Genomic DNA, 13175 nt, shown 5'->3' with positions numbered 1-13175 from the left:
CGCGTCGTCGACCCGTACGAGTGGTGCATCCTGGGGCACGGTCGTAGCGTCGGGAGAGACACGACGACCGCGCCCCGGCAGGCGGGCCACCGCCGGTGCGGGTGCGGGGCGACGAGGACGAACAGGCGGCCGGGAGCGGACATGTACAAACACACCATGGTGGGCGTCGTCACGCTCTGTGCCGCCGCCCTGCTCGGGCCGGCCGTCGCGACTTCGTCGGCGGCCCCGGCCACCGCGCCGACGACCGCCCACCGGCAGCTCCAGGACCCCGTGCTGGTCGACTGTCTGTGGCATCCCGAGGTGCGCCCCACCGACTTCATGCTCGCGTGCGGCGACGGCAACAGCCGCCTCACATCGCTGCGTTGGACGGAGTGGAACGCCAACTCCGCGACGGCCACGGGCGTCAACGTGGTGAACGACTGCAAACCCTATTGCGCGGTGGGCAAGTTCCACTCGTTCCCGGTGACCGTCCGGCTCGACTCCACGCAGACCTGGAAGCGGCATCCGCAGGTGCGGCAGTACGGCGAGATCACCCTGACGTACACCGGCGCGCGACCGGACAAGTTCCAGCACACCGTGACCTACCCCCTGTGGAACTGAGTCAGAGCGACAGTTCCACCACCAGCGGCCGGTGATCGGAGATCTCCGTCCGCGGCGCGCCCACCGTCCCCACGGCACCCTCGCCGAGCCCCGACGTCATGATGTGGTCGAGCTGGACGAGCGGCCGGTGCGACGGGAAAGTCGCCCCTCGGGCCGAACTCCGCCAGCCGCGCGGCGCGGTGGCGTTCAGGGTGAGCCGGGGAAGGGCGCCGAAGAGGTTGAAGTCGCCCATCAGCACCCGGGGTTGGGGCAGATCGGCGATCCAGCGGCGCACGGTGCGGAGTTGGCCGATGTTCCAGCCCGGCACGAACGAGAGATGCACGGCGACGACGGTGAACGGGCCCCGCGGACCTTCCAGTACGGCGGCCAGGGCGGCCCGGGCCTGATCCCGGGCCAGCACCGGTGCGGCCCGCCCGGCGACCCGCAACGGCATGCCGAAGGGCGCCGCCGGGAGCCGTAGCGCCCGCCACTCGTGGACCGGGAGCCTGGACAGCAACGCCAGCCCGTGCGAAGGGACTTCGGGCCGCCCGGCACCGGGGCCGTAGACGCGCATCCCGGGTTCGGCCGGGTCGAGGACCCAGCCCCGGCCCGGTACGGAACGGCAGTGCAGCGCCGTCGCGTAGCGCCAGTCGCGGGCGCCCATCGCACCGGCGGCGACCGCGGCCTGATCGACACCGCCCGACCGCTCCTGGAGACAGTCGATCTCCTGGAGCGCCACCACATCGGCGTCCAGGGACGCGACGGCCTCGGCGAGGGGCGCCGAGGGATCGCCGGGGGCAGCGGGCTTCGGGCGGCCGTCCGGCTGGATCTCCCGACCGTGCAGCACGTTGAACGTCGCGCATCTCACCAGTAAGTCACCCATGATCAGCGCGCATTGTACGGAGTCCGCCTGTGGGAGGGGCTTCGCGGGCTCCCCCACTCCGAAAATGTACTTGCGTAACTCAAGCAATACGCTATAGTTGAGTAAGTCAAGCAAACTTACGCGGCCGCATCACAGGGGCGCAGCGTACGGAGCGGATGGAGACCGCCATGGACGACGCGCCCCGGACCCCGGCCGCCCCCGGTCCGCTCGCCTCCTTCGCCCGGTTCGTGGCGCTGGGCGGCGGTGTCGGGCTCCTCTCCAGCGGCGCCGTGGCCCTGCTGGCCGAGCAGGTGCCCTGGGCGCTGGCGAACGCGCTGATCACCGTCGTCTCCACCCTCCTGTGCACGGAACTGCACGCCCGCTTCACCTTCGGGTCGGGCCGGTCCGCCGGATGGCGCCAGCACTGGCAGTCGGCGGGCTCGGCAGCGGCGGCCTACGTGGTGACCTGCGCCGCGATGCTCGTTCTGCACCTGGTGCAGTCGTCGCCCGGGATGCTGACCGAGCAGTTCGTCTACCTCGGTGCTTCGGGGCTCGCCGGTCTCGCCCGCTTCCTGCTGCTGCGCCTGTACGTCTTCGCCACCGGACGCGACCGGGCGACCGTGCCGGAGCAGAAGAGCGCGAGCGGGACGGTGTTCTCGCCGGTGCCGGTTCCGGTGCGGACGAACGCCCCGCGCCCCGCGAGGACGTCCACGGCGGCGCACAGGGCGTGGGAACTCCGGCGCCGCGATCTTGCTCCCGCAGGCGCCTTGTAGCGGCGGGCGTACGTGCCCGACTCCCGCCGGCCTCCGCCGATGACCGGCTACGCTGACCGTTTCGACATCGGAGGCGGCGGGGGCATGTTCGGAAAGCGACTGATAACAAGCGGACTGGCAGCAGTTCTGATCGGAGCGCTCAGCGCATGCGGCGGCGGGAGCGGGGGCGGGGACAACGCCGGCACGCGATCCGCCTCCGGCTCCGGTCAGAGCAGCACGAGCACCACGCAGAAGGCTCAGCCGACCCCCGACACCGTGACCGGACTCCGCGACTCCGTCCGTCACCTCGCCAAGCAGACGGTGAAGGCCACTCGGCCGCACACCGTCACGAAGTGCGCGCCCGCCACCAAGCAGGTCCGGCACACGTCCAGTTCGGGATCGGGCAGCAAGAAGAAGACCCGCACCTGGTACACCACGAAGCAGTACCGGAAGTGCGCGAAGGTGCACAGTGGAACCGAGACGTACACCAGGATCGTCCGCAAGGAACGGTGGTGCGTGAGCCTCGACGACGTCGGTGGCGACACCGCCAGGGACGACGTCTGGTATCAGGTCACGCGCGCCGCCTACGACGCGGCACGCGGTATGGACGAGCACGCGCGCGTGGAGGTCACCCCGACCGGCACGGGCTGCTGAGACCGCGGTCCCACGACGCGGCACCGGAACGAATTGCGAATCGGGCGCCCGTACTTCGAGTCATTTCGTGATCACACACGTACCTGCGGACATGGGCGCCCAGCGCCGACCAGCCACGTCACCGACTCGGAGAACAGGCACCCCATGAACGCATCCGCACCGAACAGCCCCACCGCCGACGCCACCGCGCAGATCGGCGTCACCGGCCTGGGTGTGATGGGCCGCAATCTGGCCCGCAACTTCGCCCGCAACGGCTACACGGTCGCCGTCCACAACCGATCGCCGCACCGCACCCACGAGTTGATGAAGGAGTACGGCGACGAGGGCGCCTTCGTCCCGGCCGAGACGGCGGAGGAGTTCGTGGCCGCGCTCGAACGGCCCCGCCGCCTGATGATCATGGTGCAGGCCGGTCCGGCCACCGACGCCGTGATCGACGAGTTCGCCGCGCTGATGGAGCCCGGCGACATGATCATCGACGGCGGCAACGCGCACTTCGCCGACACCCGCCGCCGCGAGGCCGCCCTGCGCAAGAAGGGCCTGCACTTCGTCGGCGCCGGGGTCTCCGGCGGCGAGGAGGGCGCGCTGAACGGGCCGTCGATCATGCCCGGCGGTTCGGCGGAGTCGTACGCCGTGCTGGGCCCGATGTTCGAGTCCGTCAGCGCGAAGGTCGACGGGGAGCCCTGCTCCACGCACATCGGGACCGACGGCGCCGGGCACTTCGTCAAGATGGTGCACAACGGCATCGAGTACGCCGACATGCAGCTCATCGCCGAGGCGTACGACCTGCTGCGCCAGGTCGGCGGCTACTCCCCCGCCGAGATCGCGGACGTCTTCCGCCGCTGGAACGAAGGCCGGCTCGGCTCCTACCTGATCGAGATCACCGCCGAGGTCCTCGCCCACACCGACGCCGAGACCGGCAAGGCCTTCGTCGACATCGTCACCGACGCGGCCGGGCAGAAGGGCACCGGCCGCTGGACCGTGCAGACCGCGCTGGAGCTGGGTTCGCCGGTCACCGCGATCGCGCAGGCCACCTTCGCCCGTGCCTCCTCAAGCCAGGGCGACCTGCGTGCCGCCTACCGCGGACTGCCCGGCGGCACCACTCCCCCGCTGAGCCGCACCGAGGCCGACCGGTTCACCGCCCAGGTGGAGCAGGCGCTGTACGCCTCGAAGGTCATCGCCTACGACCAGGGCTGGAAGATGATCCAGGACGCGGCGACCGAGTTCGACTGGTCGATCGACCTCGCCGCGGTCGCCGGGATCTGGCGCGGCGGCTGCATCATCCGCGCCTCCTTCCTCGACCGCATCCGGGCCGCGTACACGGCCGACCCGGGTCTGGTCAGCCTGCTCGGCGAGGAGGAGTTCGCGCGGGAGATCGGCGACGCGCAGGTCCCCTGGCGCGAGGTGGTCGCCTCGGCGGCCCGCCGCGGCATTCCCGTCCCGGCGTTCTCCGCCGCGCTGTCGCACTACGACACGCTGCGCGCCGACCGGCTGCCGGCGGCCCTGCTCCAGGGCCAGCGCGACTTCTTCGGCGCCCACACCTACGGCCGTACGGACCGCACCGGCGCCTTCCACACGCACTGGTCGCGGCCCGGCCGCCCGGAGACGACGGCCTGAGCCGTGCCGACATGACATCCCGGCCCCTCTGCTCAGGCAGGGGGGCCGGGCGCGTGTGCGGCGGGCGAGCCCGTGCTGTCGCGTATGACGAGTTTCGTGGGCACGAGCGTGGTGCCGTGCTCGTCGCCGCGCTGCCGCATCCGCCGTAGGACACCCTCCACGCACAGGCGTCCGACCTCGGCGAAGTCCTGGTGGACGGTGGTCAGGGGCGGCAGGAAGGAGCCGGCCTCGGGGATGTCGTCGAAGCCGATCACGCTGACGTCCTCGGGGATGCGCCGGCCGCGCTCGTGCAGGGCCCGCAGCAGGCCCAGCGCCATCTGGTCGTTGGCCGCGAACACGGCCGTACACTCGGCCTGTTGGGCCAGTTCCAGGCCTATGCGGTAGCCGGACTCCGCGGACCAGTCGCCGCGTACGACGGGGGGCACGGGCCGTCCCGCGTCGGTGAGTTCGGCGCTCCAGGCATCCGCGCGGCGCTGGGCCGCGAAGGACTCCTGGGGTCCGGCCAGGTGCCAGACCGTGCGATGGCCGAGGTCGAGGAGATGGCGTACGGCGGCCCGCGCCCCGCCGTTCTGGTCGGTGTCGACCACGCTGTAGCGGTCGCCCGCGTCGGAGTCGGCGACGACGACCTGGACATGGGGCGGCAGCGAGATGGTCGCCGCGTCCAGGAGGTGGACCTCCATGATGGCGATGACGGCGTCGACGGCGAGTTCGCCCAGCCGGGAGAAGGCTCCGCGCACCTCGTCCTGGGTGGGCACGGCGACCGGCAGCAGCGTCACGGCGTAGCCCTCGTGCGCGGCGGAGGTGGCGATCGCCTCCAGGGTGCGCATGTTGCCGGTGGTGGAGAGGTTGAAGGTGATCACGCCGATGGTGCGGAACTCACCGCGTTTGAGCGCGCGGGCGGCGCTGTTGGGCCGGTAGCCCAACTCCTTCATGGCGGCGAGGACTTGCTGCCTGGTCTCCTCGTTGACGCCCGCGTAGCCGTTCGACACCCGGGAGACCGTCTGCGACGACACGCCGGCGACGCGCGCGACATCCGCCATGGACGCGCTCGGAGCGCGTCTGGACGTTCGTTTGCGTCTGCGTGGCTTGTCCGTACCGCCCGGGGCACCGTCCACTGTGTCCACCTGTATCCCTCACATATCGATCCGATCGCCTCGGTCGTGTTTCACCAAACGACCCTTGACCACCGACATTGGGGCAGTGTAGACATGCCGCCATCAGATGTTTACGTAAACATAACAGGCCGGGGCCGTTGTGGACCGTGCTGTTTACGCAACATCGCGACGGCGTGTGACGCCGGTTCCGAGATGGACGAGCGAGGAACTACATGACGACGCTTCAACCCCCTGCGGCCGCGACTCGGCCCCCCAACAGGCAGTCGGCGAAACGGGACCGACGTTCCTGGACAGGGTGGGGTTTCATCGGACCCTTCGCGGTGGTCTTCGCCTTCGTCTTCCTGGCTCCGATCGCGTACTCGATCTATCTCAGCCTCTTCCGCGACCAGCTCATCGGCGGAAACCACTTCGTCGGCCTGGACAACTACAAGCAGGCCTTCCAGGACGACCAGTTCTGGTCCTCCCTGGAGCGGGTCTCGCTGTTCCTGGTGATCCAGGTGCCGATCATGCTCGGCATCGCCCTGTTCGTGGCGCTCGCCCTGGACAGCGGCCGGCTATTCGGCCGGGACTTCTTCCGGATCTCGATCTTCCTGCCGTACGCCGTGCCCGCCGTGGTCGCCACCCTGATGTGGGGCTTCATGTACGGCACCCAGTTCGGTCTGGTGGGTGACATCAACAGCGCGTTCGACGTCACGCTGCCCGACCCGCTCTCCGCGCACCTGGTACTGGCGTCGATCGGCAACATCGTGACCTGGGAGTTCGTCGGCTACAACATGCTGATCTTCTACTCCGCGCTGCGGGTCATCCCGACCTCGCTGTACGAGGCGGCGGAGATCGACGGTGCCGGGCAGTTCCGCGTCATCACGGCCATCAAGCTCCCCGCGATCCGGGGCGCCCTGGTCATCGCGACGATCTTCTCGATCATCGGCAGCTTCCAGCTCTTCAACGAGCCGAGCATCCTGCGACCGCTGGCGCGCAACGCGATCACGACGGACTACACGCCGAACTTCTACACGTACTCGCTGTCCTTCAACGGACAGCAGCACAACTACTCCGCGGCGGTCGCCATCATCATGGGGCTGATCACCATGATCATCGCCTACGTCGTGCAGCTCCGCGGCATGCGCAAGGGAGCCTGAGCCATGAGCACCCCCGTCACCACCGCCTCCCCTTCCGCGTCCACGCCGTCCGGCGGAGGTCACAAGGGCGCGCCCCGTCTGCGCACCCCCCGCAAGAAGCACTCGCCCGGGCGCCCCAAGCGCAGTGTCCTGCTGACCGTGCTCACCGGTCTGATCCTGGTCTACACGGTGGTGCCGCTGCTGTGGCTGGTCATCAACGCGACCAAGACCCAGGCGGGACTCGCCGACTCCAACGGCCTGTGGTTCGCCAAGCACTTCGCCCTCTGGTCGAACATCCACGACACGTTCACCTACCACGACGGCATCTTCGTCCGCTGGCTGCTGAACACCCTGCTGTACGTCGTGCTCGGCGCCGGCGGTGCCACCTTCCTGTCGATCCTCGGCGGCTACGCGCTGGCGAAGTTCAACTTCCCCGGCAAGCGCGGCATCTTCGCCGTGGTCATCGGCGCGGTCGCCGTGCCGGGTACGGCCCTCGCGGTGCCGACCTTCCTGATGTTCAGCAAGATGGGCCTGACGGACACCCCGTGGGCGGTGATCATCCCCTCCCTGGTCTCGCCGTTCGGCCTGTACCTGATGTGGGTGTTCGCCACCGAGGCCATCCCCGTCGAACTGCTGGAGGCAGCCCGGATCGACGGGGCGGGCGAGATCCGCACCTTCTTCCAGGTGTCCCTGCCGCTGCTCGCCCCCGGTGTCGTGACCGTGCTGCTGTTCACCACGGTCGCGACCTGGAACAACTACTTCCTTCCGCTGATCATGATCAAGAACCCGAACTGGTACCCCCTGACCCTGGGACTGGACGCCTGGAACTCCCAGGCCCAGACGATCGGTGGTGACGTCATCTTCAACCTGGTGATCACGGGTTCGCTGCTCACCATCGTGCCGCTGATCGCCGCGTTCCTGCTGCTGCAGAAGTACTGGCAGTCCGGACTCGCCGCCGGAAGCGTCAAGGAATAACCCCACCCTCAAGAAGTCCCACCCACGAAGAAGTGGAAGCACCTCCATGCGCAGAACCACCAGCCGCCTGCTGCGCGGCTTCGCCCTCCTCTCCGTCCTCTCCCTCGGGGCGACGGCGTGCGGCAGCTCCGACGACGACAGCTCCAGCACCAAGGCGGTCTCCGCCTCGGACATCCAGGCAGCCCTGAAGAAGGGTGGCTCGGTCACCGTCTGGGCCTGGGAGCCCACGCTGAAGACGGTCGCCGCCGACTTCGAGAAGAAGTACCCGAAGGTCAAGATCAACCTGGTCAGCGACCGCTCCGGTGACAAGCACTACACCGCGCTGTCGAACGCGATCGCGGCCGGCAAGGGCGTCCCGGACGTCGCCCAGGTCGAGTACTTCGCGCTGAGCCAGTACTCCCTCACCAAGGGCCTCACCAACCTGACGCCGTACGGCGCCGACAAGCTGGCCTCCAAGTACACGGCCGGTCCGTGGAACGCGGTGAGCGACGGCGACAAGGTCTACGGCCTGCCGATGGACTCGGGCCCGATGGCGATGTTCTACAACAAGAAGGTCTTCGACAAGTACAAGATCGCCGTCCCGACCACGTGGGACGAGTACGTCGTCGCGGCCCGCAAGCTGCACAAGGCCGACCCGAAGGCGTACATCGCCAACGACGCCGGTGACGCGGGCTTCACCACCAGCATGCTGTGGCAGGCCGGTTCGCGCCCCTACAAGGTCGACGGCACCAAGGTGACGGTCAACTTCGAGGACGCGGGCGCCAAGAAGTACACGGAGACCTGGCAGAAGCTGATCGACCAGAAGCTCCTCTCGCCGATCAACGGCTGGACCGACGACTGGTACAAGGGCCTCGGTGACGGCACCATCGCCACCCTGACCACCGGTGCCTGGATGCCCGCCAACTTCGTCAGCGGTGTCGCCGGTGCCTCCGGTGACTGGCGCGCGGCCCCGATGCCGCAGTGGACCGCGGGCGACAAGGCCAGCGCGGAGAACGGCGGTTCGTCCCTCGCCCTGCCGACGCTCGGCAAGAACAAGGAACTCGCCTACGCGTTCGTCGAGTACGCCAACGCCGGCGCCGGTGTCCAGACCCGTGTCGACCAGGGCGCCTTCCCGGCGACCAAGGCCGAGCAGCAGTCCGCGGCGTTCCAGAACAAGGCGTTCCCGTACTTCGGCGGCCAGCAGGCCAACAAGATCTTCGCCGAGTCCGCGGCCGAGGTCGCTTCCGACTGGTCGTACCTGCCCTTCCAGCAGTACGCCAACTCGATCTTCAACGACACCGTCGGCAAGGCCTACATCTCGGGCACCACGCTGGCCCAGGGTCTGAAGAGCTGGCAGGACGCCTCCGTCAAGTACGGCAACGAGCAGGGCTTCACGGTCAACAAGTGACCCGCTCGAAGTAGCCGGTACGAAGCAGTGACCGGCACGGAGAAACAGCCGGCACGAAGAAGTAACGGCACCTCCTCGGGAGCCGCCGCCGAGCAGCACTCGCTCGGCGGCGGCCGCCCGGATCCCACCACGTATCTCGCAGCGCCTGTGCAGTAACCGGAAGGACCATCATGATCTCCACCCTCCTGTCCCAGTTGCGGCACGGGCCGGACGGTGACGCCTCCACCCCCCGTCTCGCCTACGGCGCCGACTACAACCCGGAGCAGTGGCCGCGCGAGGTGTGGGACGAGGACATCCGGCTGATGCGCGAGGCCGGCGTCAACATCGTCTCCGTGGGGATCTTCTCCTGGGCCCGCATCCAACCGGCCCAGGACACATGGGACTTCGGCTGGCTCGACGAGATCATGGACCTGCTGCACGCGGGCGGCATAGGCGTCGACCTCGCCACCGCGACCGCTTCCCCGCCGCCGTGGCTGAGCACGGAGCACCCGGAGATCCTCCCGGTGACCGCCGCCGGCGAGACCCTGTGGCCGGGCGGCCGCCAGCACTGGCGTCCCACCTCGCCCGTCTTCCGCGAGCACGCGCTGCGCCTGGTACGGAAGTTGGCCGAGCGGTACGCCGACCACCCAGCGCTGGTGGCGTGGCACGTCTCCAACGAGCTCGGCTGCCACAACGTCTACGACTACTCCGACGACGCGGCCCGCGCCTTCCGCGACTGGCTGCGCGCCCGCTACTCCACGGTCGACACGCTCAACCAGGCCTGGGGCACGGCGTTCTGGTCCCAGCGGTACAGCGACTGGGAGCAGATACTGCCGCCCCGGCTGGCCGCGTCCTTCCCGAATCCCACCCAGCAGCTCGACTTCAAGCGCTTCTCCTCGGACGCGCTCAAGGAGCATCTGCGCGCGGAGCGCGACCTGTTGCGCGAGATCACGCCCAGTGTGCCGGTCACCACCAACTTCATGGTGATGGGCAACACCAAGGGCATGAACTACGCGGACTGGGCCGCCGAGATCGACTTCGTCTCCAACGACCACTACGTCCTGCCCGGTTCGCAGGACCGCGACGAGCTGTCCTTCTCCGCGAACCTCGTCAGCGGGATCTCCGCCGGCAAGCCGTGGTTCCTGATGGAGCACTCCACCAGCGCCGTCAACTGGCAGCCGGTCAACGTGGCCAAGCGGCCCGGCGACCTGGCCCGCGACTCGCTGCTGCACGTCGCGCACGGCGCCGACGCCGTCTGCTACTTCCAGTGGCGCCAGTCGGCGGCCGGTGCCGAGAAGTACCACTCCGCGATGGTGCCGCACGCCGGTGCCGACAGTGAGGTGTTCCGCGCGGTGGCCGAACTCGGCCGCACCCTGCGGACGTTGGCGCCGCTCGCGGGCGCGGACCGGGAGACGGCCCGGGTCGGCATCGTCTTCGACTGGGAGTCCTGGTGGGCCAGCGAGCAGGACTCGCACCCCACCGACCGGCTCGACTACCGGCAGGAGGCGCTCGACTGGTACTCCGCCCTCCTCGACCTGGGCGTCCGGGCCGACGTCGTCACCGCGCAGACCGCCCTCGACCGCTACGACGTGGTGATCACGCCGGTGCTGCACATGATCCCGGCGGCCCTGTCCAAGGAACTCACGCGCTACGTCGAGCAGGGCGGCCACCTCGTCTCCACGTACTTCTCCGGCGTCGTCGACGAGAACGACCACATCTGGCTCGGCGGCTACCCGGGCGCCCTGCGCGACCTGTTGGGCATCCGCATCGAGGAGTTCGGCCCGCTGCTCGACGGCGACACGGTCGAGCTGGACCTCGCCGACGCCACCACGGGCTCTCTGTGGACCGACCGGATCGCGGTGACGGACTTGGAGGTGGAGGTACTGGCCCACTACCGCAGCGGTACGTACGCCGGGCGCCCTGCCGTCACCCGCCGTACGGTGGGCGGGGGTTCGGCCGCGTACGTCTCCACGCGACTGGGCCGCGACGGACTCCTTTCGCTGCTCCCGGAGTTGCTCGCGCCCGCCGGTGTCGGCAGTGAACTCCCGGACGGCGCGAGGGGAGATGTCGAACTCACCGTGCGCCGGAACACCGACAGCCGCTACCTGTTCCTGGTCAACCGCACCGACAAGACAGTGCCGTTGACCGGACTGTCCGGGGAACTGCTGGTCGGCGGCGCGGGCGCGGACGGCTTCCCTGTGCTCTCCCCCCGAGAGGTCGCCGTAGTGCGGCAGCCCGTCAGCTGAGTTCGAGCAGCCCCCGGCGGACGGCCTCCGACACGGCCGCCGCCCGGTTGTCGACCTTGAACTTGCGGTAGATCCGCACGAGATGGGTCTTGACCGTGGCCTCGCTGAGGAACAACGCCTCGGCGATGGCCCGGTTGCTGCCGCCCTCGGCCATCAGCCGGACGACCTCGACCTCGCGCTGCGTCACCTCCTGCGCGGGGCTGACCACTTGGCCGACGAGTTCACCGACGATCTCCGCCGCGAGCCCGACCGACCCGGCCGCGGCCGTACGGACCGCCTGGAAAAGCTCCTCCGGCTGCCCCGCCTTGAGCACATAGCCACGGGCGCCCGCCTCCAACGCCCGTACGACATCGGCTCGTCCGGCATAGCTGGTCAGCATGACGACCGCCACGCCCGGCGCCCGCACGGCGAGCCGGCGTACGGCCTCCACGCCGTCGATCCCGTTCCCCGGTCCGGCGAACCGCAGATCCATCAGCGCGACGTCGGGCGTCAACTGGGCTGCCAGGCGTACGGCTTCCTCGCCGCTGCCGGCCTCGGCGATCACGTCGAGGTCCGGTTCGCCGTCGAGCAGGGCGCGCAGTCCGGCCCGTACGACGGTGTGGTCGTCCGCGACCAGGAGGCGGAGCGGTCCGGTGGTCATGCGGTGCTCGCCGCGGTGAGCGGTGCGACCGGTCGGCCGCGGGGCGGGGCGGCCACCGTGGCGCGGACCCTGGTCCCCCGGCCCGGCACGCTGCTCACGTCGAGGTCGCCGCCGCATTCGCGCAACCGCGCCCGGGCGGCGGGCAGTCCGAAGCCGCGGTCCGCGCGGGCACCGGCCGCGAGGGCCGCGGTCGGGTCGAAGCCCAGCCCGTCGTCGCTCACTTCGAGTTCCACCCGGTCCCGGTGCCGCCGGTAGGTGACCAACACGCTTCCCGCGCGGGCGTGTTCGCGCACGTTCGCCAGCGTGGTCTGGGCCACGCGGAAGAGGGTGGTGGCCGTGTGGTCGTCGAGGACGGGCTGATGCGCGCCCACCGCGCGGAACTGGACCCGGACTCCGGCGCCTTCCGTCCGCGACCGGGCGCACAGCAGACGCAGCGCGTCCTCAAGGCCCGCCTCGGCGACGGCGGCGGGAGTGAGGTCGCGGATCATCCTCCGGGTCTCCGCCAGATTCGCGCCGAGTCCGTCGGCCACGGCGCGGACCCGGGTGCGTGCCACGTCCGGCCGCTCGTCCCAGTCGCGCTCGGCGACCTGCAACATCATGACGCTGCCGGCGAGTTCCTGGGCCAGGGTGTCGTGCAGGTCGCGGGCGATACGGGTGCGCTCCGCGAGCACTCCGGCCCGGCGCTGTTGCCCGGCGAGGGTGTCGCGGGTGTCCCGCAGGTCCTCCACGAGCCGCTGCCGGACGACCGCGTCCCGCTGCTGGGTCCGGTAGAGGGCGACGGTCGCCCACACCGCCGCGACGGGGACCAGCGCGACCTCGGGGTCGAACCGGCCCGTGGACCGGACGAGCGACCCGACGAGCACGACGGTGATCACGGCCACGGTCACCACGGCGGCTCGCGGGCCGAGCACCCGCAGGGCGACACAGGCGAGCGGAACGGCGCACCACACATAGGCAGTTGTCAGCGGGGTCGGAGTCAGGAAGGTCAACGCGGTCCACAGCAGGAGCAGTACGGGGACCCACGCGCGCCTGCCGAGCGGCCCGAGCCGGTCCCACCACGTCAGCCCGGCCGCGTACACGAGTGACAACGCTCCGCTGAGGCTCACGATGTACCAGCACAACGGGACGTCGATCAGGGCGAGCCGGACGAAGCCCGCCCCGACGACGAGGAACAGCGCGAGATGGGAGACGCGCTCCAAGGTGTGCCGACTGCCGCGAGCGGTCAACGGAGTGCGAGCGGACACGGCAGATCCC

The 13175-nt window shown here is 69.9% G+C and carries 12 protein-coding genes; 8 read left to right on the top strand and 4 right to left on the bottom strand.

Annotation, left to right across the window (positions count from 1 at the left end):
• Nucleotides 1-141 precede the first annotated feature (141 nt).
• Nucleotides 142-600 carry a hypothetical protein gene (locus ACIRRY_RS24475; RefSeq protein WP_403976346.1) on the top strand — a complete coding sequence of 153 codons (459 nt, stop codon included), beginning with the start codon at nt 142-144 and terminating at the stop codon, nt 598-600.
• A 1-nt stretch (nt 601) separates the two neighbouring features.
• Here ACIRRY_RS24475 and ACIRRY_RS24470 read toward each other — a convergent pair whose 3' ends face one another.
• The gene (locus ACIRRY_RS24470) at nt 602-1462 is read right to left on the bottom strand and encodes an endonuclease/exonuclease/phosphatase family protein (protein WP_403976344.1); all 861 of its coding nucleotides are present in this window, start codon (nt 1460-1462) and stop codon (nt 602-604) included.
• A gap of 167 nt (nt 1463-1629) precedes the next feature.
• On the opposite strand from ACIRRY_RS24470, the gene ACIRRY_RS24465 reads away from it, so the two are divergent.
• The 3 genes from ACIRRY_RS24465 to gndA all read left to right on the top strand — a co-directional run bounded on the left by ACIRRY_RS24465 (nt 1630) and on the right by gndA (nt 4461).
• A complete protein-coding gene (locus tag ACIRRY_RS24465; RefSeq protein WP_403976342.1) occupies nt 1630-2214 on the top strand; it encodes a GtrA family protein in 585 nt (194 codons plus the stop codon).
• 255 nt (nt 2215-2469) lie between these two features.
• Nucleotides 2470-2847: a hypothetical protein gene (locus tag ACIRRY_RS24460; RefSeq protein WP_403976340.1), complete on the top strand. Its 378-nt coding sequence runs from the start codon at nt 2470-2472 to the stop codon at nt 2845-2847.
• Nucleotides 2848-2991: 144 nt separating this feature from the next.
• A complete protein-coding gene (gene gndA / locus ACIRRY_RS24455) occupies nt 2992-4461 on the top strand; it encodes an NADP-dependent phosphogluconate dehydrogenase (protein WP_403976338.1) in 1470 nt (489 codons plus the stop codon).
• 32 nt (nt 4462-4493) lie between these two features.
• On the opposite strand, the gene ACIRRY_RS24450 is transcribed toward gndA, so the two are convergent.
• Nucleotides 4494-5501, bottom strand: coding sequence for a LacI family DNA-binding transcriptional regulator (locus ACIRRY_RS24450; RefSeq protein ID WP_403976336.1), 1008 nt, complete (start codon nt 5499-5501; stop codon nt 4494-4496).
• Nucleotides 5502-5788: 287 nt separating this feature from the next.
• Here ACIRRY_RS24450 and ACIRRY_RS24445 point away from each other — a divergent pair, with 287 nt between their 5' ends.
• From ACIRRY_RS24445 to ACIRRY_RS24430, 4 genes are all read left to right on the top strand, one after another.
• Nucleotides 5789-6715 (top strand): carbohydrate ABC transporter permease, encoded by a 927-nt coding sequence (locus ACIRRY_RS24445; protein WP_403976334.1) that lies wholly within the window; start codon nt 5789-5791, stop codon nt 6713-6715.
• Between the two features lie 3 nt (nt 6716-6718).
• On the top strand, nt 6719-7669 hold the full coding sequence (locus ACIRRY_RS24440) for a carbohydrate ABC transporter permease (protein ID WP_403976332.1): 951 nt from the start codon (nt 6719-6721) through the stop codon (nt 7667-7669).
• Between the two features lie 46 nt (nt 7670-7715).
• Complete coding sequence (locus ACIRRY_RS24435; protein WP_403976330.1) at nt 7716-9056, top strand: ABC transporter substrate-binding protein; 1341 nt, start codon at nt 7716-7718, stop codon at nt 9054-9056.
• A gap of 170 nt (nt 9057-9226) precedes the next feature.
• On the top strand, nt 9227-11281 hold the full coding sequence (locus ACIRRY_RS24430; RefSeq protein ID WP_403976328.1) for a beta-galactosidase: 2055 nt from the start codon (nt 9227-9229) through the stop codon (nt 11279-11281).
• Here ACIRRY_RS24430 and ACIRRY_RS24425 read toward each other — a convergent pair.
• Nucleotides 11274-11921 (bottom strand): response regulator, encoded by a 648-nt coding sequence (locus ACIRRY_RS24425; protein WP_403976326.1) that lies wholly within the window; start codon nt 11919-11921, stop codon nt 11274-11276. The genes ACIRRY_RS24430 and ACIRRY_RS24425 overlap by 8 nt on opposite strands.
• Nucleotides 11918-13165, bottom strand: a complete 1248-nt coding sequence (locus ACIRRY_RS24420) for a sensor histidine kinase (protein ID WP_403976324.1) — start codon at nt 13163-13165, stop codon at nt 11918-11920. Before ACIRRY_RS24420 ends, ACIRRY_RS24425 begins: the two co-directional genes overlap by 4 nt.
• Nucleotides 13166-13175 lie beyond the last annotated feature (10 nt).

It is taken from the genome of Streptomyces sp. NPDC101776, from assembly GCF_044766845.1.
GTDB lineage: Bacteria > Actinomycetota > Actinomycetes > Streptomycetales > Streptomycetaceae > Streptomyces.
The sequence above is the reverse complement of the archived record's forward strand: the minus strand, read 5'-3'. Positions and strand labels throughout refer to the sequence as shown.